Raw genomic sequence first — 26510 nt, 5'->3', positions numbered from 1 at the left:
CCGCTGATCCAGGCGGGCGGACCAGGCGGCATCCGGGCCAGCACGGCCTGAGGCGTCGGCCGGTCACGCAGCCCGGGCGCGCGCGGGCAGGTCTCAGGTGATCCCGAACGTCACCCGGTAGTTGCAACGGCCCTTGCAGGGCATGGTCGCTGAGTCGTCGAAGGCATACGAATACGCGTACGGCGCGGCCTTCTTGAACACCTGGGTGTAGTCCGTGGGCCATTTCGACGGGATGCAGTTCTCCCGCCCGGCCCACTTGCCGCGGCAGCAGTACGTGTCGCCGCCGAAGGCCGTGCACGGGTTCTTGCACGCCACCATCTGGCCGCCGACCTTGAGTTGCATCTTGCCCGGGCAGCTCACGGCCTTGGTGCAGGCGCCCTTGTAACAGCCCGACGGGCTGACCGGGTCCTTGGTGCCGCCCCCCGAGACGTTGATGTACATCGGCAGGTTGTAGCCGTCGACCATGCTGACGTCGTAGAAGTCCATTCCGCCCCAGGCCGCCAGCGAGAACTCGCCCAGAGTGGTCGGAGATCCCGTGCTGCCGACGCACTGGAACACGCCTCCGCAGTCACCGGTCCGGCAGCGCCCCCGGCCGGTCGAGTCGAAGGAACAGCCGGTGCGGCCCCAGAAGCGGCCGCCCCACTTGTTCGGCACCTGCACCGAGACCGTCTGGCCCGGTCGGAGCACCCAGCCGGTCGCCGCGAGCGGATACTTGTCGCTCTTGTTGGAGGCGAGCCAGACCGTCTGGTCCAGCCTGTTGACGAACGTGAACACCCGCTTGCCCGCCTCGCCCTTCACCGTGGCGCCGGACGGCGGGGTCTTCTTCGCCCGGGCGGAGCGCGAGGCCGACGGCAGGGGTGAGCCGGTCGGCGTACGGCCGGGACGGGCGGTGCGCGACGGAGAGGCCGAAGGGTTCGCGCTCCCGTCCGCCGGGGCGGCCGCCGGTGCGGACGTCAGGCCGGCCGCCGACGCGGCCGTGTCGCTCCCTCGCGGCGAGGAGGGCCAGACCAGGACCACGACCGCCGCCGCCACCACCGCAAGGACCAGGGCGTACGGCTGCCATGCGCGGCCCGGCCCCCGTCTCCTCCTCGTCGTCATGGTCACGCGCCTCCATCCGTGCCCGCCGACGAGGCCGGGAGCCCTGCCTCTGAACAGGAGACGGGGGGCTAAGAGCCCGACAACGGAAACCGGCGAACGGATGCGGCGAATTTTCGTTATCCGCCGCCCGCTCGCCGGTCTCCGGTATAGAGACAATGTCCTGGCTGTAGTGGATTGTCCCGGCCCGACGCCCACGGGTGGTCCGGAGACGACGACTGAGAGCGGAGAGCGATGCCCGGAACCGGCAGGGGCGGACCCGACGCGGCGATGGTGGAGGCCGCGCGCGACGGAGACCAGCGGGCGCTCGACGCCCTGGTGGCCGACTCCCTTCCGCTCGTCTACAACATCGTCGGCCGCGCGCTCAACGGGCACAACGACGTCGACGACGTCGTCCAGGAGACCCTGCTGCGGGTCGTCCGCGGGCTGCCCACCCTTCGCGACCCGGAGGCGTTCCGGTCATGGCTGGTGGCCATCGCCGTACGGCAGGTGCGCGACCGCGAGCAGGACCGGTCGGCCACGCAGAGGCGCCGGGCGGACCTCGACACAGCGGAGGAGATGCCGGATCCGGCCTCCGACTTCGCGGCCCTCACCATCCTCAGGCTCGGCCTCACCGACCAGCGCCGCGAGGTCGCCGAGGCGACGCGATGGCTGGACGCCGACGACCGGGGACTGCTCGCCCTGTGGTGGCTGGAGGAGACCGGCGAGCTGCGGCGCACCGACCTCGCGGGCGCACTCGGCCTGTCCGGCCGTCACGCGGCCGTCCGCGTCCAGCGCATGAAGGAGCAGATGCAGCTCGCCCGGACCATCGTGCGGGCGCTGGGCTCCGCCGCCAGGTGCGCCGAGTTGCTCACCATGACGTGGAACTGGGACGGCGTGCCCAGCCCGCTCTGGCGCAAACGCTTCGCCCGGCACGTGCGGGGCTGCGCCGACTGCGGGCGAAGCGGTCAGGGCATGCTGCCCATCGACCGCCTGCTCGCCGGGATTCCGATGGTGCCGATCCCCGCCGGCTTCGTCCTGCAGCACTTCCAGACCATCCCCCCTGCCGCCACTGAGGCGGCCGCGCACGCCGCTTCGCACCTTCCCCTCGGGCGGAGCGGCGTGCACCGGGCGGCCCGCGCCGCCCAGGAGCGGCCGCGAGGTGTCCTGTCCGTCCTGTCGCACGGTCCCGTCGCCGGCACGGCCGCCGTCGGACTGGCCGCGGTCGTCGTGGTGGGCGTGCTGGTGGCCGCCAACCGCCCTCCGCAGGAGCCGTCGGCCCAGGGCGTGGCGCCCCAGGCGGCCGCGACGGCGATCCCGCCCACCTCGCCGGCGCCTTCCGCGTCCGTCAAGGCGTCGCGCAAGCCGTCCCCCAAGCCCAGCAGGAAGGCCTCGCCGAAGGCGACCAAGCCGGCTCCGCCTCCTCCGGTCGTGGTGGCGAAGTCCGCGAAGAAGGGCGTGGGCGTGTGGGGCATGCCCGGTGTGAGCGCTGCTCTCACGAAATCAGGCGCGAGCTGGTACTACACCTGGGCCACGACCCATGACGGGATCGCGACCCCCAAGTCCGGGACGTTCGTGCCGATGATCTGGGGAGCCGACAGCGTCACCAGCGCGAACCTCGCCAAGGCGAAGGCCGCCGGGCCGTACCTGCTGGGGTTCAACGAGCCCGACATGGGCTCGCAGTCGAACATGACGCCGGAGAAGGCGCTGTCCCTCTGGCCGAAGCTCATGTCCGCCGGCAAGGTGCTCGGCAGCCCCGCCGTGGCGTACGGCGGGGACCGTGCGGGCGGCTGGCTCGACAAGTTCATGTCGGGGGCGAAGGCGAAGGGTTACCGCGTCGACTTCATCACGCTGCACTGGTACGGCGGGGACTTCAACACCGCGAACGCCACCAACCAGCTCAGGTCGTACATCCAGGCGGTGTACAAGCGCTACCACAAGCCGATCTGGCTGACCGAGTTCGCGCTGATCGACTTCTCGAACGGCACCCGTTTCCCCACGGACGCGCAGCAGGCGGCCTTCGTCACCTCGTCGACGAAGATGCTGGCCGGCCTGCCGTACGTGCAGCGCTACGCGTGGTTCGGCCTGCCGGCGGACAAGAAGCCCGGCACCGGGCTGTTCACGACCACGGGCGCGGCCACGCCGGCCGGCCGCGCGTTCCAGGCGGCCCGCTGACGCCGTCGCCCCACGAACAGGCGTGACCCGGATTCCGATCGAGGTTTCCGGGTCACGCCGGGGCGATCCGCTCCGGTGCCGCAACGGCCTGCTCCGGTGCGGTCAGGCGAAGTCCCCGGGGGTGAACGCCTTCGGCTCGACCAGGACCAGCCAGTTGCCCGTGTTGTCGCGCATGACCGCCTCGACGCCGTACGGCCGGTCGGACGGCTCCTGGAGGAACGTCACCCCCTTGGCGCTGAGCTCCTCGTAGGTCTTGCGGCAGTCGTCCACGGTCAGGCCGACGGCGTGCATCTGCCCCTTGCCGAGCTCTCCCCGGACGAAGTCGGCGGCCTCCGGGTCGAGGGGAGGGCCGGGGAGCATCAGGGTGATCTCGAGTTCGGGCTGGTTGGGATGCCCGATGGTGACCCAGCGGAAGCCCTCGCCCATGGTGATGTCGGTGCGGGGCTCGAAGCCGAGGTTGTCGACATAGAAGTCGCGCGTCTCGTCCTGGTCGAGGCAGTAGATCGTGATGAGTGAGATGTTCGTGACCATGTGCTCAACGTAGACGTCGCAGGTCACCCGGGGCTTCTCTCAAATTGCACGATCCGGCCCTTCGCCGGGGGAGCCCGCGGTGCCGCGGAGGTCCATGGGGCCGCGCATGAACAGGAAGCATCCGGGGATGCGCGCCCCGCCCCTGGCCGCCCACCGGTCGCGGTACGCCGTGGGGCTCTCCCCGACGAGCTGACTGAACCTGGAGGAGAAGGAGCCGAGGCTGGCGAAGCCCACCATCATGCACACCTCGGTCACCGTCAGGTTGGCCGAGCGCAGCAGGTCCTGGGCCCGCTCGATGCGGCGGCGGGTGAGGTAGCGGATCGGGGTCTCGCCGTAGGCGGCCTCGAAGCAGCGGACCAGATGGAACTTCGACATCCCCGCAACCCGGGCGAGCACGTCGAGGTCGAGAGGCGCCTGGTAGTGCCGGTCCATGTGATCGCGGGCCCGGCGGAGGTGCGGCAGCAGGTCCCTGCTCGGTCTCCCGGTCCTGGTCCTGCCCGCGCCTGTCACGTTCACGAGCGTATGCGACCCCGGTTGCGGCCGCCGGGCCGTCGGGCCCACCGCGGGCACGCGGTCGTATGGTTGGAGTTCCAGCCGTCTCGGGAAGGGAAAGGGGTCATGGGAGAGCTCTCCGTCTGGCACTGGCTGATCGTCGCCCTCGTGTTCGTGATGTTGTTCGGCGCCAAGAGGCTTCCGGACACCGCCCGATCACTCGGCCAGGCCCTGCGCGTGTTCAAGCAGGAGACGAGCCGGATGGGGGACGACCACGACACGCAGACGGCGGCCGGGCCCCGCCTGACGCCGTCCGCGCCCCTGGACGCGCCGAATCACGCCGCGGACGCGCCACACGATGATCCGCGACCCGGGTACGGCGCCGCCGAGCCGTCGTCGGCCGCCGAACGGGCGGCCCGGCCGCGGCCGGGAGACGCCGGCTGACGGCACCCCCTCCGCCGGGCCTTTCGAGGACCCCGTAACGACATCTTCACCTGCGTGTTCCCGGCCTGTCCGCGGGCGCGGGCCCGCCCGTCACCGTGTCAGCGCAGGTCGGTGGTGACCGCGTCCGGGTCGTCGGCGATCCCCAACGAATCAGGACAGACGACATAAGCAAACCCTGATATTTCATGATCTGTCAGATTTCGCGACCTTCCGTCTGTCGAGCGGCTTCGTCCGCGCCCAGGAACCCCCCTCCTGGCCGGAGCCGCAGGCAGAGAGGCCGGGCTCGTGAAACGAGTCTTCGCCGGCATCGCCGCCGTCCTGTCCCTCATCGTCCTCAGCGTCACCCTCACCGCGGGGCCCGCGAGCGCCACCCCGCCCAACATCCCGTCCGCGAGCACGGCCGCCACCCGGCTGGCCGCGCTCACCGTCGCCGCCGAGTCCCACCAGTCGACCTACAACCGCGACCTGTTCCCGCACTGGATCACCGTGTCCGGGGCGTGCAACACCCGTGAGCAGGTGCTCAAGCGCGACGGCACCGGTGTGGTCACCGACTCCAGCTGCGCGGCCACCTCCGGCAGCTGGTACAGCCCGTACGACGGCGCCACCTGGCACGCGGCGTCCGACGTGGACATCGACCACATGGTCCCGCTCGCCGAGGCGTGGCGGTCGGGCGCCTGGGTGTGGAGCACCGCCCAGCGGCAGGCGTACGCCAACGACCTGGGCGGTCCCGAGTTGTGGGCCGTCACGGACAACGTCAACCAGGCGAAGGGCGACCAGGACCCCACCACCTGGAAGCCGTCGCGCACCGCGTTCTGGTGCACCTACGCGCGCGCCTGGATCCAGGTGAAGTGGTACTACAACCTGACTCTGCAGAGCGCGGAGAAGACCGCCCTGACGAGCATGCTCGGCTCCTGCTGATCCTCCCGGCCCCGGCTCGTACGGCTCTCGTGTGACGGTGCCGTACGGGCCCCGGAGGGGCTCGGGCACGCCGAGGTCTGCAGTCCGGCGTCCGGGGAAAGCGGTGGTCGTTTGGCCGGAATCATCGGCCACATCGCAAAGGAATCGGTCCGTCAACGTTTGGGCCGGTCCTTACCAAGGTGCCGGTAGCGTAGCTGCTGTTGCGAGAAAGGGGGCCTCGCGATGTCGGAGGCCTGTGACGTCGTGCACCGCCTGGTCGCCGCGATCAATGATCACGACCTTGACGCGGTGTTGCGCTGTTACAGCCCCACGGCCGCCGCCGTGGGGCCGCAGGGTGTGGCGGACGGCTCCGAGGAGATCGGGTTCTATCACACGCACATCTGGGAGGGCTTTCCCGATCTCCGGCTCATCGTCTGGGAAACCGTCCAGTTCGGGGACCTGGTGATGCTCGAGTCGACGGTCACCGGCACGAACACGGGGTTGTTCATCCTCCCGGGAGGCGATGTGGCCGACCGGACCGGGAAGTCGATCAGCGTCCGATATTGCTGGGTCTTCACCGTCGAGTCCGCCGAGATCGTGGCGCAGCGCGTCTATTACGACCAACTGGAGATGTACGCGCAGCTCGGCGCACGCCTCGTCCTGGACGACCCGCCCTCGCAGGGTTCGGCGTGACCTCCTCTGTGACCTCATCCGTGATCCCCGAACGACCTCCCCATCTCCGCCGCACCCCCTGATTCGCACCCCCGCCGCGCCGTGTGACGGATGTCCTCGGCAGCGACATCAGCGGACGAAAGTGACGATAGGGCCGGGGGTGTCGCAGTAACATCGGCCGATGCGACTCAGGCAGGGCGCCGTTCTCCTCGTCACGCTCGTCCTCGTGATCGGTGTATGGGGCTGGGTGGCGTTGAAGCCGGGCCCGTCCGCGGCGACCCAGGCGGTCGCGGCCGGCGGCCCGAGTCCGGAGCCGGGCGCGAGCCAGAGCCCCGCCCCGACCCCCGAGGCGTACCGGGATCCACGGTCGTCCCTGACCCGGGTGAAGCCCCGCCGGCCGCCGTTCACGGCCGGCAACCCCAGCGGGCGGGCCGCCGTTCCGGCGGAGGCGAGGCCGGTGGACACCTCGCGTCCGACGCGGGTCGTCGGGACCGGCACACCGGGGAGCTGCACGTCGAAGGCCGTCGTCGCGGCTGTCGCCGCAGGAGGCGTGATCACCTTCTCCTGCGGGCCCGATCCCGTGACGATCGCCATGAGCGCCACCGCGAAGGTCCGCAACTCCAGCGCCCGGGTGGTCATCGACGGAGGCGGGCTGGTGACGCTGAGCGGCGGGGGCAAGAGGCGGATCCTCTACATGAACACCTGTGACCAGGCGCAGCAGTGGACGACGTCGCACTGCGACGACCAGGAGCAACCGCAGCTGACCGTCCAGAACCTGACGCTCGCCGACGGCAACGCCACGGGGGAGACCGTCGACGGGGGAGGCGGCGGCGCGATGTTCGTGCGCGGCGGCCGGGTCAAGGTGGTGAACTCCCGGTTCGTCCGCAACCGGTGTGACGCCACGGGACCCGACCTCGGGGGCGCCGCCATCCGGGTGCTCGACCAGTCGCGCGATCTGCCGGTCTACATCGTGAGCAGCACGTTCGGCGGAGCCCCCGGCCAGGGCGGGGTGTGCTCCAACGGGGGCGCGCTGAGCAGCATCGGGGTCTCGTGGGTCGTGCTGAACAGCGTGATGACCTACAACCGGGCGATCGGCAACGGCGCCAACCCCGCGCGCGGGGGGACTCCGGGCGGGGGGAGCGGCGGAGCCGTCTACACCGACGGCAACCGTTTCACCGTGCGGATCGCGGGCTCGATCGTGACGGACAACCAGGCGAAGGAGGGCGGCGGGGCCGTCTTCTTCGTCAGCAACGACCGCACCGGCACGATGAGCATCGAGGGCTCGACCCTGCGTCGCAATCCCAGTGCGGGGTTCGAAACCGCGGGCTTTCCCGGCATCTTCTTCCTCGGCGCCCGCAAGCCGTCCGTGTCGTCCTCCACCCTCACATGATCATGATGTTTTGTCGTTTCATAGGCGGCTTGACCATATAAAGGCGGATCCGTCGTTCTGGAGTATCGATCCCCATGTTTGACGGGACATTGATCTCCGGTGTGCGATGACCCCGAGGGGTGGCATCTAGCGTCGACCTCGAACCGTCCATGACCTCGGGGGAGACAAATGCCGATCTGTACTGCCGTCCTCGCCGCCGCGCTCCTGGCCGGACCCGCGGCCTCGCCCGCTGACCCGGTGCCCGCGGCGCACAAGAGCCTCGCGAACAAGACCACCAAGCAGCAGACGCCCGACAAGATCGAAGACAGGGACGCGATCCGCCGCGCGGCGCACAAGGCCGTGACTCCGGCGACGCGGGCCGACGACGACGACCCCCGCCAGGAGTCGAGCGCCTCGTCCGACTCATCCGACTCGTCCGACCCGACCGGCACGGGTGACTCGGACTCCGGGCACGAGGAGGCGTCCTTCCAGAAGTCCGAGTCCTGGTCGAGCGATCCGCACGCCGGAGGCGACTCGCAGGTGCGGGCCACACAGAAGGCCCGCAAGGCCGGGAATCGCCACCACGGGAAGAACAGCAGGAAGGTGTCGGCGCCGAGGGGCGAGGAGGCGCCTGGAACGAAGGGCGCCGCTCACGCGCCCGCGGCGCCGGCCGCCGGGCCCGCGCACGCCCCGGTGATCGAGCCCGCCGTCGCATCGGCGGCCAAGCCCGCTGTGGTTCCCGCCGTGAAGCAGGCCCCGGTGGGCAAGCAGGCTTCCACGGTGAAGCATGCCCCTGCGGGGAAGCAGGCGCCCCTCGTGAAGCATGCCCTGGTGAAGGAGCTGGCGCCCCTCGTGAGGCATGCCCCGGTGAAGGAGCTGGCGCCCCTGGTTAAGCAGGCTCCGGTGGGCAAGCAGGCGCCCGCGGTCAAGCACGCTCCGGAGCCGAGGCCGGCGCTCGCGCCGGCCGTCGAGGTGCCCAAGATCGCGGCTGAGGCGCCGCTCGCGAAGAAGGCCAAGGTGGCCGAGCCCACGACGGCCGCCATGCAGAAGATCCCGGCACCGAAGGACGCCGACGAGATCCGGGCCACTCGGGACTTCGACTCCACGGAGGCCGCCGAGCTCGACGAGTTCAACGCCGCACCGGAGGCCGTCGCGCTCCCGGAGGGCGCCGCCGGAACCGACCCGAGGGACGTCATGATCAACCCGTCGGGGATGGCCATTCCCAAGAACCCGTACATCCTCCCGGCCATGCCGGGCCTGCAGCGGTCGATCGCCAAGTCGCACTTCGACCACGGCCGCCACACGCTGCGTCACCCGCACCACCAGCGGGGCCACGCCGAGGCGTGATCGTCGTGCCGAGGGGGTGGGCCGGGCTCCGGCTCACCCCCTTCGCGTGTCCGGCCAGCGGTGCAGCCGGGTCGTGGAGACCACCTCCGCCCGGTCTCCGGGAAGGACGGTCTCCGCGACCTCCACCACCCGGCCCGTGGTGTCGATCGAGGTCTTGCGGACCACCAGCAGCGCGGTTCCCGGCGCCAGGTCGAACAGGATCCGCTCCGCGCGGCTCGGCCGGCGTACCGTGACCTCGTCTACGACCTGATCGATCTCCACCCCGATCGTGGACAGCTGGTGGTGGGTGCCCCCCGGCCAGGGTTCGTTGTCCGCGGACAGCAACGCGGGATTGGCGGCCACGAGGTCGTAGCGCAGCCAGGAGCGGACCAGGCTGAGCGGCGCGGTCTCACCCCTGCGCCACGTCCGATAGGTCCGGCGCAGGAGCTTGGTGCCCTCCCCGACGCCCAGACGCCCCGCCAGTTCGGCGGTCGCGCGGGTGGTGCTGAACCGGATCTGGAACTCTAGGTCTTCCCTCGTCAGGCCGGTGTCGTGTTCGGTCGCGCCGCTGCCGCGCCGCTCCTCCTCGGGCAGGAGGGCGCGATCCTTCTCCCACTGGTATCGGTCCGATACCCGCCGGAGCCGTTGGCGAGATTCCCCCATAAGCCATCTTTTCCCCGCATATCTCCGCACATGTACGGCTCAAGGCCGTCGGCGGCCGGGGCCCGATCCGCTGAACGCTGCACTTAAGGGTAAAAGTGATAAATAGCCCTAAATCGGCTTATCGGGGGGCGGGGTCATGGATGGATGGTCGTTCCATGGGCAGCCGACGGCGATCGGCTCCGGAGACATGACGCTGGTCGCGGGCGGCTCGTTCTCGGTGTCCATGCGCAACGGCGACATCATCCCCGGCGGGGTGCAGGGCGTCTACTACTCCGACACCCGGCTGCTGTCCCGGTGGGAGCTGCGCATCGACGACGCCCCGGTGGAGGAACTGCGGGTCCTGCCCGTGGAGCCGCACCACGCGACCTTCATCGGGCGGGCCACGCCGCGCCCGGGGCAGGTCGAGAGCACCCTCCTCGTGATCAGGGACCGGTACGTCGGCGGGGGCCTGTGCGAGGACATCGTCGTGCGCAACCTGTCCGACGAGCCCGCGGGGTGCGTCGTGTCCCTCAACCTGCACTCCGACGTCTGCGACCTGTTCGAGGTCAAGACCAACCGCGTGCGGTACCCGGGCGACGTCGAGACGACGCTGGGGGACCGGGGCCTGCGCATCCTGTCCGTCAGCAAGGGGCGGGGCGTCCGCGTGGAGGCCGGAGAGTGTGACGACTCGACACCCGTCATCCCCGCTCCCGGCATGCTGATCTTCCGCGTCGTCGTACCGGCCAGGGATGAGACCCGCCTGACCGTGCAGGTGAGCCCGATCATCGACGGCGTGGAGTCGGAGCCCTGGTTCTCGGCGACATGCATGCCGGAGCAGGCGGAACAGGCCCGGCTGCTGTCGGAGTACGAGATGAACATCCCGGTCGTGCGCGCCTCCAACGCGTCCCTCGCCGACATCCTCGACCGGTCGCGGACCGACTTGGGCTCGCTCCGGCTGTTCGAGTTGGAACGGCCGGAGGAGCCGCCGAGCATCGCCGCCGGCGCGCCCTGGTTCATGACCCTGTTCGGGCGGGATTCGCTGCTCACGTCGTGGCTCGCCCTGCCGCTCGATCCCAATCTCGCTCTGGGCACGCTGCACCGCCTGGCCAGGCTCCAGGGCGTGAAGAGCGATCCGCTCACCGAGGAGGAGCCGGGCAAGATCATGCATGAGCTGCGGTACGGCGTGCGCACCGCGGCGTCGGAACCGGGGGCGCAGGCCTACTACGGCTCCGTCGACGCCACCCCGCTGTTCGTCGGCCTGCTGGGTGAGCTGCGCCGCTGGGGCGTGCACCACGACGCGGTGGAGGGTCTGCTCCCGCACGCCGACGCCGCGCTCCGCTGGATCGAGCGGTACGGCATGCGCGACGGCTTCCTGTGGTACCAGCGCAAGACCGACCAGGGCCTGGTCAACCAGGGCTGGAAGGACTCCTTCGACGGGATCAACTTCGCCGACGGGGCGCTCGCGCGTCCGCCCATAGCGCTGGCCGAGGTGCAGGGGTACGTCTACTCCGCCTACGTCGCCCGTCACCATTTCGCGAGGGAGGCGGGCGACGACGAGACCGCCGACCGGTGCATGGCCAGCGCCCTCGAGTTGCGTGAGGCGTTCAACCGGACGTTCTGGCTGGCCGACAAGGGCTACTTCGCCATCGGGCTCGACCGCGACGGCCGTCCCATCGACGGGCTCGCCTCCAACATGGGCCACTGCCTGTGGTCCGGCATCGTCGACCTGGACAAGGCCGTCTCCGTGGCCGCCCACCTGATGTCGGACCGGATGTTCACCGGATTCGGCATCAGGACGCTCGCCTCCGGCATGGGCGCCTACAACCCGATGAGCTACCACAACGGCTCGGTGTGGCCCCATGACAACGCCCTCATCACCGTGGGGCTCATGCGGTACGGCTTCGTCGAGGAGGCCCAGCGGGTGGCCGCCGGCATGCTCGACGCGGCACGACTGTTCGGCGGACGGCTGCCTGAGCTGTTCTGCGGGTTCGACCGGGCCGAGTTCCCCGTGCCCGTGCCGTACCCGACGTCGTGCTCGCCGCAGGCGTGGGCCTCGGCCGCGCCGATCCAGCTCACGCGTGCCCTGCTGCGGCTGGACCCGCGCGCCTCGCACGGCAAGCTCTGGCTCTCGCCCGTCCTGCCCGAGGGCTTCGGATGGCTGCGGATCTCCGGCATTCCGTTCGCGGGCGGCCGGATCACCGTGGAGGCGGCGGAGGGCAACACCACGCCGATCGTGACCGGGCTTCCTGAGGGCACGGAGCTGATCGTCGGCTCACGCCCGACGCTCGCGGCGTTCGTCGCGTCAGCCCATCACCCCTGACAACCCCCGCGCCTGGCCGACCCCTCCCCGTGATCATGCACAGGTTCGTGCATCACCCGTGCGACCTGCCCGGTCCCTTCCCGTGATCATGCACAGCTTCGTACGTCACCCGTGCGACCTGCCCGGACCCTTCCCGTGATCATGCACAGCTTCGTACGTCACCCGTGCGACCTGCCCAGACTCTCTCCGTGATCATGCACAGGTTCGCCTGGGCGGCTCTTGAAAAGGGAAAACGACGCACATGATCATGCAGACTCGGAGTCGGCATCGCCGCTTGCCGACTGCGTTCCACTCACGCGATTGCTTGATCACGGATGACATCAGGCCAGCTCAAGGCCTTCCTCTCCGAAAGTGTGCATGATCACGGGGAGAGACCGTGCAGGTCGCACGGACGATCCCCGAACCCGTGCATGATCACGAACCATTGGGGGGTGTGGATCCGGGGTTGGCCGTTCCGCGGGCAAATGAGGGGGTATGAGCCAATCATCCTGGTTTGCGAACTTAGCGGGACGGGTGCGGCATCTCGCCCGATCGCGCCGGCGACGCGGAGCGGTTCGGCCGCCGACTGAGACGAGGAGAGTGGATGACCGACGTCGAGGTGAGCGTCACGATCCCGGCCGGAGGCGTCGTCCTGGAGGCCGACGTCGTCGTCCCCGCATCCGCGCACGCCGTGGTGCTGTTCGTCCACGGCAGCGGCAGCAGCAGGCTCAGCCCGCGCAACCGCCACGTGGCACGGGAACTGCAGCGCGCGGGACTCGCCACCGTCCTCGCCGACCTGCTCACCCCCGAGGAGGACCGGGTTGACGCCGCCACCGGCCGCATGAGATTCGACATCGGCCTGCTGTCCGAGCGCGTGTCCGCGCTGGTCGACCGGATCGGGAAGGACGAGCCGACCAGAGGTCTCGACATCGGCCTGTTCGGCGCGAGCACCGGGGCGGCGGCGGCGCTCGTCGCGGCGGGGGACCGCCCGGAGACCGTCAAAGCGGTCGTGTCCCGGGGCGGGCGGCCGGATCTCGCCGGTGACCCCCTCCGTCTGGTCCACCAGCCGGTTCTGCTGATCGTGGGCGAACGGGACCCGATCGTCATCGAGCTCAACCGCGAGGCGATGGACAAGGTCGTCGGCGAGACGCGGCTGGAGATCGTCCCGGGCGCCTCGCATCTGTTCGAGGAGCCTGGAGCGCTGGAGACCGTGGCCGAACTGGCCCGCGACTGGTTCCTGCGCCACCTCGCGGGAGCCCCCGCGGGCTGAGGCGGTTGGCTGGGGTGGCCAGGGTCGCCGGTCGCCTTCCTGGCCGGCACGACTACGATCGGACGCCATGGAACAGCGGTTAATGAGCAGGTTCGGGCGGCAGGTGGGCGTCGTCGGCTTGGGGGCGTGGCAGCTCGGAGCCGACTGGGGCGACGTCAGCGAGGCGGACGCCCTGGCGACGCTGAACGCCGCGGTCGACTCCGGCGTGAACTTCATCGACACGGCCGACGTGTACGGCGACGGGCGCAGTGAGACCATCGTCGGTCGCCTGATCAAGGAGCGGCCCGGTCTCACCGTGGCCACGAAGATGGGCCGCCGGGTGCCCCAGACGCCCGAGGCCTACACCATGGAGAACTTCCGGGCCTGGAACGACCGTTCGCGGGCCAACCTGGGCGTGGACCGGATCGACCTGGTCCAGCTGCACTGCCCGCCCACTCCCGTCTACTCCGACGACCGGGTCTTCGACGCGCTCGACACCCTCGTCGCTGAGGGCCGGATCGGGGCGTACGGCGTCAGCGTCGAGACCGTCGGCGAGGCGCTCACCGCCATCGAGCGGCCCGGCGTGGCCAGCGTGCAGATCATCCTCAACGCGTTCCGGCTCAAGCCGCTCGACGAGGTCCTGCCCGCAGCCGAGAAGGCCGGCGTCGGCATCATCGCCCGCGTGCCTCTGGCCAGCGGCCTGCTGTCCGGCAAGTACGGCCCCGGCACCGTCTTCGCCGAGGACGACCACCGGAACTACAACCGGCAGGGTGAGGCCTTCGACGTCGGGGAGACGTTCTCCGGCGTCGAGTACGGCGTGGGCCTCCAGGCCGTCGAGAGGCTCAGGGAACTGGTGCCTGACGGCGCCACCCTCGCCCAGTTCGCACTGCGGTGGATCCTCGACCAGCCCGGCGTGAGCGTCGTGATCCCCGGCGCCCGCAACTCCGCCCAGGCGAGGGCGAACACGGAGGCCGCGAGCCTGCCGTCCCTCTCCGCGGACGTGCACGCGGCCGTCAGGGAGGTCTACGACAGCCTGATCCGGCCCCAGGTGCACCACCGCTGGTAGGAGCCGTCCGACGGGCGCCGGGCCGTGCGATTCGAACGCGCGGACCGGCGCCCGTCCGCGTTCCGTGGCCCGCGTGCGTCGAGCCGTACGGCCGGGGCGGACGCCTCGGGAGGAGCCGCTCCGCTCATGTGATTGCATCCGGCGGGGACCCGGGCCGCGAAGGACCGGGGTAGAGGCCACTGGCACGCTGGGTGGCATGGCGGGCGCGCAGCGGAGGACGACAGGGCCGGTGCACGCTGACGGACGAGGGCGCCGCGATGGATGAGGGCACGCCGGAGGCCGGTGGGACGCCGATCGCCGGAGAGGAACCGGGCTACGGGATCGGAGCCGTCGCCCGGCGGCTGGGCGTGCCCGCGCCCACGCTCCGCACCTGGAACCTGCGCTACGGCATCGGCCCCAGTCGCAGGAGTCCCGGCGGCCACAGGCGTTACGACGCGGCGGACCTGCGGTGCCTGGAGGAGATGAACCGGCTCATCCATGCCGGCGTCGCACCGGCCGACGCCGCGCGGCAGGCGTTCAGGGTGCGGAGACCCGCCGCCGGCGCGCGCGCCGAAGCCGCGATCGACGACCCGGTCCCCGAGCCGCCGGCGGCCCCGCCGGACGGGGGGATCCTCTCCCCGGCCATGCTCGCCCGTGCGGCGATCGCCCTGGACGCGAGGACGGTCGGCGACGCGGTGGAGGCGGCGCTGGACCGGCACGGCGTCGTCCGGACGTGGGAAGGGCTGGTGCTGCCCACCTTCGAACTGATCACCCGGAGGCAGGAGGACACCGGCCTCGGCATCGAGGTCGAGCATCTGTTCTCCGACCGCCTGATGGGCGCGCTCAACCTGATCACGGGACGGCTGTCGATCCCCGTCCATCCGCGGCCGGTGCTTGTGGCCTGCGCGGAAGAGGAGCAGCACAGCCTGCCGGCCTACGCTCTGGCGGCCGCCCTCGCCGAGCGCCGGGTGGAGACGCGGGTGCTGGGAGCGCGGACGCCCTACTCCGCCCTCGCCGAGGCCATGCGCAGGCTGGGCCCCGCGGTGGTGTTCGTCTGGTCGCAGCAGGCGGAGACCGGAGATCCCGATCCGCTGGGAAGGCTGCCGAGGCTGCGGCCCGCCAGCAGGATCCTGGTGGGCGGCCCGGGCTGGCGGGACGGGCTCCCGCCCAAGGCCTCGCTGGTCACATCCCTGCCCGGCGCGATCTCGGCGGTCATGTCGGCCCTCAGGTGAGCCTTTGTGAAACCTCGTCACTGACAAGGTTGCGTCTCTTACGCACGAGCGACTACGAATAGGTTTTGAAGAAGTTTCTCGGGCAAGGGACATCTCATGGACGACAGGCTCGAGTTCCGCCTCGCAGCCGGGGACGCCGGGGCGGTCGGTGAGTGCTACCGCGCCCACGGCCCCGCGGTCCGGTCGTTCCTGCGGCGGCTGGTCCCGCACGAGGACGTCGACGACGTGCTCCAGGTCGTGTTCACCGAGGTTTGGCGGTCGCGGCACAGGTTCGACCCGTCGAGGAGCCTGCCCGCCTGGCTGTACGGGATCGCACGGAAGCGGGCGGTGGACCATCTGCGGGCCCGCAGGCCCCAGACGCTGCCGCTGGACGCCGTGGCCGACCCGGCGGGCCCGGACGGGCGCGTGGCGGGGGAGGAACTGGCCGACCGCGACCGGATCCGCAGGGCGCTGGAAGAGCTCCCGGCGGTTCAGCGCCAGGCCATCGAACTGGCCTACTACGGCGACCTCACCCAGCGGGAGATCGCCGACAGGCTGAGGGTGCCGCTCGGCACGGTCAAGGCGCGCACGGCGCGCGGGCTCCATCGGCTGGCCGCGCTGCTCCCGCGTGCGGCGGCGTGAGCCGTACCGGAAGTGCCGGGCACGGCGGCTCGGGCCGTACCGCGCGGGTGTGAGCCGCCGCGGCGGCCTGACCCGGGGAGACGCGGAACAGGGGGTGTGATCATGGGTGACGTCAGACCGCGCGTCGCGGTCTCCAGCTGCCTGCTGGGCGAGCCGGTGCGGTTCAACGGAGGGCACAGCCGCGACCGGTTCCTGACCGGCGCGCTGTCCGAACACGTGGACTGGGTGCCGATCTGCCCGGAGATGGAGATCGGCCTCGGCACCCCGCGGGAGACTATCCGCCTCGAGCGGTCGGCCGGCGGGCCGCGCCTGATGACCCGCACGTCCCGCGTCGATCTCACCGACCGCATGGCCTCCTTCGCGGAGTCCCGCGCCGCCGGCCTCGACGTGGACGGCTACGTCTTCAAGTCCAAGAGCCCCAGTTGCGGCCTCCATGGCATCCCGATCCACGCGGGCGGAGCCGGCACTCCGGACGCGGGGGGCGCGAGAGTGGGCGCCGACCGGCGAAACCGCGGCCTGTACGCGGGCATCGTGGTCGGCGTCCACCCGTTGCTCGCGGCCGAGGACGAAGGCCGGCTGCACGACGCCGTGCTCCGGGAGGCGTTCGTCGAGCGGATCTTCGCGGTGGCGCGCCTCCGCGAGCTCCTGTCCGGCGAATGGCGGGCGCGCGACCTGGTGGCCTTCCACGCCGCGCACAAGATGCAGCTCCTCGCGCACGCGCCCGAGACCTACCGCGGGCTCGGCCGGCTGGTCGCCGCGGCGGGCTCGCGGCCGCGCGACGCTCTCGCGGCCGAGTACGGCCACACGTTCCGTACGGCTCTCGCGGCCAGGGCGTCCGTCGGCCGCAACGCCAACGTCCTGGAGCACTGCCTCGGGATGGTCGGCGCCCATCTGGGCCGGGTCCGCCGCGCGGACGTGCTCGAGGTGATCGGCGCCTACCGGGCAGGGAAGGTCGCCCTGAACGTGCCCGTCACCCTGCTCCGCCACCACGCGAAGGGCGAGGGGGTCACGTACGTGTGCGGCCAGACCTACTTCCGGCCCTATCCGGACGATCTCGGGCTGCGCAACCACATCGCCGCCTGACACGGCCGGCGGAGTCGGGCCGGGCTACTCCGGCGCGGACGTGCCGGGCTCCTCCGCCGTGGGCGTGCCGGATTCCTCGGCCGCCTCGAGGCCGGACAGGATCGTGGCCAGGATGTCGTGGAACTGCCGTATCTGCTCCCGGGAGAGCGGATCGAAGACCCTGCGCCGCACTTCGTCGACGTGACCCGGAGCGGCCCTCTCCAGTGCGGAGAAGCCCTCATCGGTGAGCTTCGCCATCGTGGTGCGCCGGTCCTCCTCGTGCTTGATCCGCCGCACCCAGCCCTTCTCCTCCAGCCGCGCCATGGCGTGCGAGAGCCGGCTGGCGGAGAACTGGGTCACCGAGGCGAGCTGCGTCATGGTCATCGTGCGGTCGGGCGACTCCGACAGGCACACCAGCATGATGTAGTACGCGTGGGGGATCCCCGAGTCCTGCTGAAGCTGCCGTTCGAGGGCCTCCCACAGCAGATGGTTGGTCCAGATGTAGGCGCGCCAGGTCCCCTGCTCCTCGTCGTCGAGCCAACGCGTCTCCGGCATGGGGCCAAGCGTACCGACGCGGTTGAGATTTCAACCGACTTACGATGATCCGGTTCACGGGCTTTTCCGCCCCCGCGGGCGACCGGGGCATGGCCGGGCGGTTTGAATCCGTCACGCGAGGAAGTTTCGAAGCATGGACGCACTCGCGAACGTCGACGCCTACTGGCGAGCCGCCAACTACCTGTCCGTGGGCCAGATCTACCTCATGGACAACCCGCTGCTCGCCGAGCCGCTCCGGCCCGAGCAGGTCAAGCCCCGCCTCCTCGGCCACTGGGGGACCACGCCGGGCCTGAACCTCTGCTTCGCGCACCTCAACCGGATCATCCGGGAGCGCGACCAGAACATGATCTACATCTGCGGGCCGGGGCACGGAGGCCCGGCCGCGGTCGCGCACGCCTGGCTGGAGGGCTCCTACAGCGAGCGGTACCCCGACGTATCGCGTGACGAGGAGGGCATGCGGCGGCTGTTCCGGCGGTTCTCCTTCCCCGGCGGCGTCCCCAGCCACGTGGCGCCGGAGACGCCGGGTTCTATCCACGAGGGCGGTGAGCTGGGCTACTCGCTCGCCCACGCGTACGGCGCCGCCTTCGACAACCCCGATCTCGTCGTCGCGTGCGTCATCGGCGACGGAGAGGCGGAGACGGGTCCCTTGGCCGCCAGCTGGCACTCCAACAAGTTCCTCGATCGGGACAGGGACGGCGCCGTGCTGCCGATCCTGCACCTCAACGGATACAAGATCGCCAATCCTGCCGTGCTCGCGAGGATCCCCGAGACCGACCTGATCAAGCTCCTCGAGGGGTACGGCCACCGACCCCACGTCGTGTCGGGGGACGATCCCGCGACGGTCCACGAGGCGATGGCCCGGACCATGGACACGGTCTTCGACCAACTGGCCGACGGCGGGCGGCCGCCCATGATCGTCCTCCGTACGCCGAAGGGCTGGACCGGGCCGCGCGAGGTCGACGGGCTGCCCGTGGAGGGCACCTGGAGGGCCCACCAGGTGCCGCTGGAGGGGGTGCGGGAGCGGCCGGAACGGCTCGCGATGCTCGAGGAGTGGATGCGCTCCTACCGGCCGCGTGAGCTGTTCGACGCCGGAGGGGCGCCGGTCGCGGAGATCCTTGGCACGGTTCCCGAGGGCCCGCGCAGGATGAGCGCGAACCCGCACGCGAACGGCGGAGAACTCCTGAGGCCGCTGGTGCTGCCCGACTTCCGCGACTACGCGGTCGAGGTGAAGTCGCACGCGGCCGCGCCCACCGAGCCGACCCGGGTCCTCGGCGGCTTCCTGCGCGACGTGATCACAGAGAACCCGGCGAACTTCCGGCTGACGGGCCCGGACGAGACGGCGTCGAACCGCCTGTCCGCGGTGTTCGAGGCCACGCCCAAGGCGTGGAGCGCTGAGATCCTCCCCACCGACGAGCACCTGGCCCCTGACGGGCGCGTGATGGAGGTGCTGAGCGAGCACCTGTGCCAGGGGTGGCTGGAGGGATACCTGCTGACCGGCAGGCACGGCCTGTTCAACTGCTACGAGGCGTTCGTCCACATCGTCGACGCGATGTTCAACCAGCACGCCAAGTGGCTGGAGTCGGCCAGGAAGATCGAGTGGCGGCGCCCGGTGGCCTCGCTGAACTACCTGCTCTCGTCGCACGTCTGGCGGCAGGACCACAACGGCTTCAGCCACCAGGATCCCGGCTTCCTCGACGTGGTGATGAACAAGAAGTCGTCCGTCGTGCGGGTCTACCTGCCGCCGGACGCCAACACTCTGCTGTCGGTCGCCGACCACTGCCTGCGCTCGCGGGACTACGTCAACGTGGTCGTCGCCGGAAAGCACCCCGTGCTCGATCTCATGAGCATGGACGAGGCCGTCAGCCACTGCACCCGCGGCGTGGGCGTCCTCGACTGGGCCAGCAACGACGACGGGGTGGAGCCCGACGTCGTGCTGGCCTGCGCGGGCGACGTGCCGACCCTGGAGACGCTCGCCGCCGCGGCCCTGCTCCGCGCCCACCTGCCCGACCTCCGGGTCCGGGTCGTCAACGTGGTCGACCTCATGCGACTGCAGCCGCCGTCCGAGCATCCGCACGGGATGAGCGACGCCGAGTTCGACACGGTCTTCACCGCCGACAGGCCCGTCATCTTCAACTTCCACGGGTATCCGTGGCTGATCCACCGGCTCACCTACCGGCGCAACGGCCACGACAACCTCCACGTCCGGGGTTACCGGGAGGAAGGCACCACCACGACGCCGTTCGACATGGCCATGATGAACGACATCGACCGCTACCACCTGGTGATGGACGTCATCGACCGGCTTCCTGGGCTCGGCGGACGGCAGGCGCATCTGCGCCAGCACATGGCCGACCTGCGTCTCCACTGCAGGCTCCACACAAGGGAGCACGGAGAGGACCCCGTCGAGATCCGCGAGTGGACGTGGCCCTACTGAACCCCGGGAGAGCGCGTGGTTTCCGGGAAAGGACTCGCGGCCCGATCACCGCGTCAATAGGGTCATATGGTGATCGAGGGCATCGACGTGTCCGAGTGGCGGCCGTCCGTGACGTGGGACGGCGCCCTGTTCGGCTTCGCCCGGGCCACCGAGGGCGACCACGGCGTCGACACGGCCTACGCGGGCCACCGGGCCGCCATGGACGCGGCGGGCGTGCTGACGGGCGCCTACCACGTGGCCCGGCCGCAGGGTGATCCCCTCGCCCAGGCCGCCCATTTCGTCGGCCACACGGGAGCCGGCCCGCTCGCGGTCGACCTGCGCGTCTCCGACGGGCTCGCGCCCGCCGAGGTGGCCGCCTTCGCCCGGCGGCTGTGCGACGAGGTGCGCCGCCTGGCGGGCGTCCGGCCGATCATCCGCACGCTGCGTCACTTCGCCGCCGCGGGCAACTGCGAGGGCCTGGGGGAGTGGCCGCTGTGGATCGTCGCCCCCGACCGGCCGATCGGGCGGCCCGTGGTCCCGGCGCCCTGGACGAACTGGACTTTGCACCAGTACGCCAACAGCCCGGTCAACCGAGACGCCTTCGCCGGATCACTCGAGGAACTCGCGACCCTCGCCACGCGGGAGTAACCAAGCGAAATCGGGGTGGGGGCACCGGTAGCATCGGATGCGGGAGGCACCCCGCCCGGCCGTCGAGGCACGGCCGGTCCCGCGGCGCCTCCATCCCATCAGTTCCGCAGCATTCGTACGCAAGGAGCCACCGTGTCTGCCGTCCTCGAAATACGCATCACCCTCGCCGGAGCCGAGCGTGTGGTGGCGGCGGGGACGACGGCGGGCGAGGCCCTGGGCGCCGACGGCAGAACCGTGATCGCGGCGAGGATCAACGGCGACCTGCGCGACCTGGCGGCCGAGGTGTCGGAGGGCGACGTCGTCGAGCCGGTCGCGATCGACAGCGCCGACGGCCGCGCGATCCTGCGTCACTCCACCGCCCACGTGATGGCCCAGGCCGTACAGGAGATCTTCCCGGAGGCCCGGCTCGGCATCGGCCCGCCCGTGGAGAACGGCTTCTACTACGACTTCGACGTCAAGGACCCGTTCACCCCCGACGACCTCAAGCGCATCGAGAAGCGCATGCGCGAGATCGTCAAGCAGGGGCAGACCTTCAGCAGGAGGCCGGTCTCCGACTACGACGCCCGCCAGGAGCTGGCGGCCGAGCCGTACAAGCTGGAGCTCATCGGGCTCAAGGGCGGCGCGGCCGGCTCCGACGACGGCGCCGACGTCGAGGTGGGCGGCGGGGAGCTGACCATCTACGACAACCTCGACCCCAAGTCGGGCGAGTTGCGCTGGAAGGACCTGTGCCGGGGCCCGCACCTGCCCACCACCCGGGTCATCCCGGCGTTCAAGCTCATGCGGTCGGGCGGCGCCTACTGGCGGGGCAGCGAGAAGAACCCGCAGCTCCAGCGCATCTACGGCACCGCGTGGGAGTCCCGCGAGAAGCAGGACGAGTACCTGCGCCTGCTGGAGGAGGCCGAGAAGCGCGACCACCGCAAGCTGGGCGCCGAGCTCGACCTGTTCTCCTTCCCGGACGAGCTGGGCTCCGGCCTGCCGGTCTTCCACCCCAAGGGCGGCGTGATCCGCCGGATCATGGAGGACTACTCGCGCCGCAGGCACGAGGAGTCCGGCTACTCCTTCGTGAACACGCCGCACATCACCAAGGAGCACCTCTACAAGGTCTCGGGCCACCTGGACTGGTACGCCGACGGCATGTTCCCGCCCATGGAGCTCGAGGGCGCGCGGTACTACCTGAAGCCGATGAACTGCCCGATGCACAACCTGATCTTCCGTGCGCGCGGGCGGTCCTACCGTGAGCTGCCGCTACGGCTGTTCGAGTTCGGCACCGTGTACCGCTACGAGAAGTCCGGCGTGATCCACGGGCTCACCCGGGTGCGCGGCCTCACCCAGGACGACGCGCACATCTACTGCACCCGCGACCAGATGCGCGACGAACTGAAGTCGCTGCTGCGCTTCGTGCTCGACCTGCTCCGCGACTACGGGCTCGAGGACTTCTACCTCGAGCTGTCCACCAAGGACCCGGTGAAGTTCGTCGGCTCCGACGAGGCGTGGGACGAGGCCACCGAGACCCTGCGCGAGGTGGCCGAGTCGGAGAACCTCGAGCTGGTGCTCGACCCGGGCGGCGCCGCCTTCTACGGGCCCAAGATCTCGGTTCAGGCGCGCGACGCCATCGGTCGTACCTGGCAGATGTCGACCATCCAGCTCGACTTCAACCTGCCCGAGCTGTTCGAGCTCGAGTACCAGTCGGCGGACGGCTCACGCCAGCAGCCGGTGATGATCCACCGGGCGCTGTTCGGATCGGTCGAGCGGTTCTTCGGCGTCCTGGTGGAGCACTACGCGGGCGCCTTCCCTCCCTGGCTCGCCCCGGTGCAGGTCGTCGGCATCCCGATCGCCGACGCCCACGCGCCGTACCTGCAGGACGTGGCCAAGCGGCTGCGGGAGCGGGGGATCCGGGTGGAGGTCGACGTGGCCGACGACCGGATGCAGAAGAAGATCCGCAACGCGCAGAAGGCGAAGGTGCCGTTCATGCTGCTCGCCGGTGACGAGGACGTCGCCGCGGGCGCGGTGTCCTTCCGCTACCGCAACGGCGAGCAGAAGAACGGGGTGCCGATCGAGGAGGCCATCGGCGAGATCGTCGACGCGGTCGAGCGGCGCGTCCAGGTCTGACGGAAACGACACAGCGGCCTGCGTCCCATCAGGTGGGGCGCAGGCCGCTGTCGTGTCAGAAGACCCTCGGCGGGTTCTCCTAGAAGCTCTGGTCCTCGGGCTCGGCGGGCTTGTCGCTGCCCTCGCCGGGCAGGCGCACGTCGTCCACGGTCACGTTGACCTCGGTGACCCGCATGCCGAGCATGTGGCTGACCGACCTGGCCACGTTGGCCCGCACGTCGGTGGCGACCTCCATCACGATGTAGCCGTACTCGATCACGATGGTGATGTCGACGGTCACCTGCTGGTTGATGATCTGGGCCCGGACACCCTGGTTGGCGCGCTTGGCGCCCAGTCCGATGCGGTCACGGACGCTCTCGAAGGCGCGCTCGAGGTCGCCTCCGAGGTCCGCCACGCCGGCGATCTCCAAAGCGGCGAGCGCCGCGACCTTCTCGACGACCTCGTCCGCCACCTTGATCCTGCCCTGGACGGCCACGTTGAAGCCGTCGGAGATCCCGGAGACGCTCCCCGGCTCCGGCAGGGTGAAACCGCCACCCTGGCTGGGGGCCTCGGCGGGCGTGGCCTCCGCCGCCTCCTCGCCCTCGTGGCCGAACTCGTCGTGCTGATCGTCGGCGTGATCCTGGCCCTGCTCGACTGCGACGTCGGTCATTGTCCAACTCCTCGATTACGGCCCCGCGTGCTCCGCGCAGCACGTGAATTCTGCCCGAAGATCGATTGGTTTGTCCCGAACAATGCCGAGCCCGCGTAGGAGAGATCCGCAGGAGTCATATGCTGCTTCACATGCGGCAGGCACGGAGGAACGAGGGGAGTGGGCGGCTGTGAGTTCAGAGCCCATCGAGCAGGCCGGCGCAGGGTCTCCGGACAACTTCCAGCGCCTCTGGACCCCGCATCGCATGGCGTACATCAAGGGCGAGAACAAGCCGAGCGGGTCGGGTGAGGACGACGGATGCCCGTTCTGCGAGATCCCCAAGCTGTCTGACGAGGACGGCCTGATCGTCGCGCGTGGTTCCGCCGTCTACGCCGTACTCAACCTGTACCCGTACAACTCCGGCCACCTGATGGTCGTGCCATACCGCCACGTGGCCGACTACGCCGACCTGGACGAGCCGGAGACCGCCGAACTGGCCGAGTTCACCAAGCGATCGACGCTCGCGCTGCGGAAGGCGAGCGGAGCCCAGGGATTCAACATCGGCATCAACCTCGGCGGGGTCGCCGGCGCGGGCATCGCCGCCCACCTCCACCAGCACGTGGTGCCCCGGTGGGGCGGCGACACCAACTTCATGCCCGTGGTCGGGCACACCAAGGTGCTGCCGCAGCTCCTGCGGGACACCCGCGCGCTGCTCGCGGACGCCTGGCCCGTGTCCTAGGGCGTTCCCGACCGGCCCGGGCGGGAACGCCCCGCTCCGGCCTAGGCGGGCTGGCCCGCGGGATCGTGCTCGACCCTCGGGGCGGGGACCGGCCCCGGCTCGCCGTCCGGCTCCAGCGCGCGGATGCCCGCGCTGAGGACGAGCGGGACGGCGAGCGCGAGCGCCATCGACAGGACGGCGGCGCCCGAGTCGTTGACCAGCATGCCCACCACGCCGCTGACGAGGGCGCCGAGCAGGCCGGCCCTGAGTGTGGGTGCCCGCTCGAACGCCAGCGGCAGCACGCCCGCGCTCGCCTTGCCGGGGCGCAGCAGCGCGAAGACGAGGAACGCGAACGCGGCGATCACCACGGGCATCAGGTTCGGGTTGATCAGCGTGTGCAACATCGCGCCGAGCTTGCGTGAGATCACGGGAAGGAAGGTGCCGTCGAAGACCTGCCCGACGAACCGCCCGAGGTGCGTCTGGTCGGCGGGCGGGCGGAGATAGTCGAGGTAGGCGATGCCCATGACGAGCACACCGCCCGCGACGCAGAAGGCGCCGAGCTTGACGATCGACACGCGCTTGCCCGCCACGATCAGCGCCGCCACCGCGATGCCCGGCACGAACGCGATGACGCCGCCGAAGTCGCTGCCGACGCCCGGCCAGCCGTCCAGCAACATCGCGAAACCGCCCAGACCGGCGACCAGGCCGACGGCGAGCGTCCTGCGGCCCGAGCGGACCAGCCTGTCGGCGACCGCCGTCGTGACGAGCAGGACGGCCGTCGCGAGCAGGGCGAACGGGATGTTCCCGAGGCCGTAGTAGCGGGCCCCGACCACCCCGGTGTAGCCCATCATGCCGTTGAGCTGCAGGGTCGTCCCGGTCAGCAGGTCGCCGAGCAGCACCACCGCCGTCACCCCCGCGATCACGGTCGGCGGTCCGAGCAGGGTGCGGCGCCACGGTCCCAGGAGGGCGACCGCGCTCAGGACGACCGCCGCCACCACGATCGCGCAGAACAGCGTGAGCGTCGGCAGCGGGGCACGGGCCCAGGGGAAGAGGTTGACCAGGTAGGTCGAGACGGGGATCGAGGCGAGCGTGATGGCCGCGATCCGAACGCCGCGCAGACCGTCCCGGCGGCGCATCAGCAGGAACGCCGTGATGTAGAAGACCACCTGCAGCACGGCCAGCGCGGTGAAGAACACCCCGGTGTTGTTCCTGATCGTCTGCCCGGCCACGTCGCCCACCTTCAGGGCGTCGGCCTGCTCGGCGACCGATCCCGATCCGGCGGCGTGAGCCTCCATCGCCGTCCCCACGATGGTGGCCGGAGGCGCGTCGGTGACGTGCGCGAGGATCGTGGAGGTGAAGTCCGGAAGGATCACCATGTCGTCCCGGTGGGTCGACCGGCTGCCGAGATCGAAGGAGGCCTGCGGGCCCTTGGGACCCGGCGTGAACATCATGGCCGCCCGCAGATGGGGAACCGGCCCGTGGTCGGAGAGCCCGGCCACCAGGACGGTGCTGGTGGCGAGGTGAAGGAGCGCGGGCGCCAGCTTCGCGTCCGCCGCCCGCACCGCCGCGCGGCGGGCCTCCGGGCTCAGCTTCTCGACCGCCGTGGTGACCTTGTCGTTCTCGATGTACGGCGTGATCAGATCGCCGGCGTCGATCGCGACGACCCGGCAGCGGGTCCAGTCGGCCACCTGCGCCGGGGTGTCGGCGTACACGTCGACCTTGCCCTGCCGGTCGGCGAGGGCGAGCGCGGCTCCGGGGCCGACCGCCATCGTGCACTGCCGCGCGTCGTGGACGGCCTGGCCGAGGGTGCCCGCGTTCTGCTGGTCGCGTACGTCCCACAACCAGTTGAACTCGGGTACGACGGCGCCTTCGCCCTGACGCTCCGGGGTGGGCGGCATGCCGCATCTGGCCCCGACGGCCGACCGGACTCCGGCCGAAACCGTGAGCCAGCCGTCGTACGGGCAGGTGATGTTGCCGACGGTCCGTACGGAAAGGGAGCCGAGGGCGCTCGATCCGGCCAGCTTCCAGAGGTTCGGAGTGTCGTCAGGGTTGACGTCGCTCCACATCAGGCCGGGGACGCCGATCAGGACCACCTGACCGTCCTGTGGGGCCTGGACTTGAGCCATGGCCGCACCTGTGGGAGCGAAGACGCAGAACAGCGCCCCCACAACTATCGCGATCAGCCGACGCCTCACGGTCGACCCCTCCTCGGGAGTGATCATGCACACATTCGCGCTTACGCTATCGGACCAGCCCACCCCTCGGGCGTGATCATGCTCAAGTTCACATGAAGGCGATCTGGCCTGCGC

23 protein-coding genes are annotated in these 26510 nt (G+C 70.6%); 16 read left to right on the top strand and 7 right to left on the bottom strand.

Features of this window, described 5'->3' with window-relative positions; all coding sequences use genetic code 11:
• Positions 1 to 93: 93 nt before the first annotated feature.
• A complete protein-coding gene (locus Pka01_RS36115) occupies positions 94 to 1098 on the bottom strand; it encodes a thaumatin family protein (protein WP_239115960.1) in 1005 nt (334 codons plus the stop codon).
• A 231-nt stretch (positions 1099 to 1329) separates the two neighbouring features.
• Here Pka01_RS36115 and Pka01_RS36110 point away from each other — a divergent pair, with 231 nt between their 5' ends.
• On the top strand, positions 1330 to 3249 hold the full coding sequence (locus Pka01_RS36110; protein ID WP_203887474.1) for a sigma-70 family RNA polymerase sigma factor: 1920 nt from the start codon (positions 1330 to 1332) through the stop codon (positions 3247 to 3249).
• A gap of 102 nt (positions 3250 to 3351) precedes the next feature.
• Here the strand turns inward: Pka01_RS36110 and Pka01_RS36105 are convergent, their stop codons facing one another.
• Positions 3352 to 3780 carry a VOC family protein gene (locus tag Pka01_RS36105; protein ID WP_203887473.1) on the bottom strand — a complete coding sequence of 143 codons (429 nt, stop codon included), beginning with the start codon at positions 3778 to 3780 and terminating at the stop codon, positions 3352 to 3354.
• Between the two features lie 39 nt (positions 3781 to 3819).
• Positions 3820 to 4296: a helix-turn-helix domain-containing protein gene (locus Pka01_RS36100; RefSeq protein WP_308442315.1), complete on the bottom strand. Its 477-nt coding sequence runs from the start codon at positions 4294 to 4296 to the stop codon at positions 3820 to 3822.
• A 102-nt stretch (positions 4297 to 4398) separates the two neighbouring features.
• Between Pka01_RS36100 and tatA the strand changes: the two genes are divergently transcribed.
• The 5 genes from tatA (at position 4399) to Pka01_RS36075 (ending at position 9001) form a co-directional block, all read left to right on the top strand.
• Positions 4399 to 4716 (top strand): Sec-independent protein translocase subunit TatA, encoded by a 318-nt coding sequence (gene tatA, locus Pka01_RS36095; RefSeq protein WP_203887472.1) that lies wholly within the window; start codon positions 4399 to 4401, stop codon positions 4714 to 4716.
• A gap of 285 nt (positions 4717 to 5001) precedes the next feature.
• Complete coding sequence (locus Pka01_RS36090; RefSeq protein ID WP_203887471.1) at positions 5002 to 5634, top strand: HNH endonuclease family protein; 633 nt, start codon at positions 5002 to 5004, stop codon at positions 5632 to 5634.
• A gap of 222 nt (positions 5635 to 5856) precedes the next feature.
• Positions 5857 to 6306, top strand: coding sequence for an ester cyclase (locus Pka01_RS36085; RefSeq protein ID WP_203887470.1), 450 nt, complete (start codon positions 5857 to 5859; stop codon positions 6304 to 6306).
• Between the two features lie 160 nt (positions 6307 to 6466).
• Entirely contained in the window at positions 6467 to 7675 is a 1209-nt protein-coding gene (locus tag Pka01_RS36080) for a hypothetical protein (protein WP_203887469.1), read from the top strand.
• A gap of 168 nt (positions 7676 to 7843) precedes the next feature.
• Positions 7844 to 9001, top strand: a complete 1158-nt coding sequence (locus Pka01_RS36075) for a hypothetical protein (RefSeq protein WP_203887468.1) — start codon at positions 7844 to 7846, stop codon at positions 8999 to 9001.
• A 33-nt stretch (positions 9002 to 9034) separates the two neighbouring features.
• Here Pka01_RS36075 and Pka01_RS36070 read toward each other — a convergent pair whose 3' ends face one another.
• A complete protein-coding gene (locus Pka01_RS36070) occupies positions 9035 to 9643 on the bottom strand; it encodes a UTRA domain-containing protein (RefSeq protein WP_203887467.1) in 609 nt (202 codons plus the stop codon).
• 136 nt (positions 9644 to 9779) lie between these two features.
• On the opposite strand from Pka01_RS36070, the gene Pka01_RS36065 reads away from it, so the two are divergent.
• The 6 genes from Pka01_RS36065 to Pka01_RS36040 all read left to right on the top strand — a co-directional run bounded on the left by Pka01_RS36065 (position 9780) and on the right by Pka01_RS36040 (position 17151).
• Entirely contained in the window at positions 9780 to 11942 is a 2163-nt protein-coding gene (locus Pka01_RS36065) for an amylo-alpha-1,6-glucosidase (RefSeq protein WP_203887466.1), read from the top strand.
• A 583-nt stretch (positions 11943 to 12525) separates the two neighbouring features.
• Positions 12526 to 13191: a dienelactone hydrolase family protein gene (locus Pka01_RS36060; RefSeq protein ID WP_203887465.1), complete on the top strand. Its 666-nt coding sequence runs from the start codon at positions 12526 to 12528 to the stop codon at positions 13189 to 13191.
• Between the two features lie 67 nt (positions 13192 to 13258).
• Positions 13259 to 14236, top strand: coding sequence for an aldo/keto reductase (locus Pka01_RS36055; RefSeq protein WP_203887464.1), 978 nt, complete (start codon positions 13259 to 13261; stop codon positions 14234 to 14236).
• A gap of 257 nt (positions 14237 to 14493) precedes the next feature.
• A complete protein-coding gene (locus tag Pka01_RS36050) occupies positions 14494 to 15447 on the top strand; it encodes a MerR family transcriptional regulator (RefSeq protein ID WP_203887463.1) in 954 nt (317 codons plus the stop codon).
• Positions 15448 to 15543: 96 nt separating this feature from the next.
• Positions 15544 to 16068 (top strand): RNA polymerase sigma factor, encoded by a 525-nt coding sequence (locus tag Pka01_RS36045; RefSeq protein WP_203887462.1) that lies wholly within the window; start codon positions 15544 to 15546, stop codon positions 16066 to 16068.
• 102 nt (positions 16069 to 16170) lie between these two features.
• The gene (locus tag Pka01_RS36040) at positions 16171 to 17151 is read left to right on the top strand and encodes a YbgA family protein (protein ID WP_203887461.1); all 981 of its coding nucleotides are present in this window, start codon (positions 16171 to 16173) and stop codon (positions 17149 to 17151) included.
• Between the two features lie 24 nt (positions 17152 to 17175).
• On the opposite strand, the gene Pka01_RS36035 is transcribed toward Pka01_RS36040, so the two are convergent.
• On the bottom strand, positions 17176 to 17685 hold the full coding sequence (locus tag Pka01_RS36035) for a MarR family winged helix-turn-helix transcriptional regulator (protein WP_203887460.1): 510 nt from the start codon (positions 17683 to 17685) through the stop codon (positions 17176 to 17178).
• Positions 17686 to 17818: 133 nt separating this feature from the next.
• Here Pka01_RS36035 and Pka01_RS36030 point away from each other — a divergent pair, with 133 nt between their 5' ends.
• The 3 genes from Pka01_RS36030 to thrS all read left to right on the top strand — a co-directional run bounded on the left by Pka01_RS36030 (position 17819) and on the right by thrS (position 22855).
• Positions 17819 to 20119 (top strand): phosphoketolase family protein, encoded by a 2301-nt coding sequence (locus tag Pka01_RS36030; RefSeq protein WP_203887459.1) that lies wholly within the window; start codon positions 17819 to 17821, stop codon positions 20117 to 20119.
• A 69-nt stretch (positions 20120 to 20188) separates the two neighbouring features.
• Complete coding sequence (locus Pka01_RS36025) at positions 20189 to 20746, top strand: glycoside hydrolase family 25 protein (protein WP_203887458.1); 558 nt, start codon at positions 20189 to 20191, stop codon at positions 20744 to 20746.
• Positions 20747 to 20878: 132 nt separating this feature from the next.
• The gene (gene thrS, locus Pka01_RS36020) at positions 20879 to 22855 is read left to right on the top strand and encodes a threonine--tRNA ligase (RefSeq protein ID WP_203887457.1); all 1977 of its coding nucleotides are present in this window, start codon (positions 20879 to 20881) and stop codon (positions 22853 to 22855) included.
• A 79-nt stretch (positions 22856 to 22934) separates the two neighbouring features.
• Here the strand turns inward: thrS and Pka01_RS36015 are convergent, their stop codons facing one another.
• On the bottom strand, positions 22935 to 23504 hold the full coding sequence (locus Pka01_RS36015) for an Asp23/Gls24 family envelope stress response protein (protein WP_203887456.1): 570 nt from the start codon (positions 23502 to 23504) through the stop codon (positions 22935 to 22937).
• A gap of 169 nt (positions 23505 to 23673) precedes the next feature.
• Between Pka01_RS36015 and Pka01_RS36010 the strand changes: the two genes are divergently transcribed.
• A complete protein-coding gene (locus tag Pka01_RS36010) occupies positions 23674 to 24222 on the top strand; it encodes an HIT family protein (protein WP_239115943.1) in 549 nt (182 codons plus the stop codon).
• 41 nt (positions 24223 to 24263) lie between these two features.
• On the opposite strand, the gene Pka01_RS36005 is transcribed toward Pka01_RS36010, so the two are convergent.
• Positions 24264 to 26396 carry a hypothetical protein gene (locus Pka01_RS36005; protein ID WP_203887455.1) on the bottom strand — a complete coding sequence of 711 codons (2133 nt, stop codon included), beginning with the start codon at positions 26394 to 26396 and terminating at the stop codon, positions 24264 to 24266.
• Positions 26397 to 26510: the final 114 nt, after the last annotated feature.

The sequence above is a fragment of the Planotetraspora kaengkrachanensis genome, assembly GCF_016862895.1.
Lineage (GTDB): Bacteria > Actinomycetota > Actinomycetes > Streptosporangiales > Streptosporangiaceae > Planotetraspora > Planotetraspora kaengkrachanensis.
Note: the sequence above shows the minus strand (reverse complement) of the source record. Positions and strands in the feature narration are given on the sequence as shown.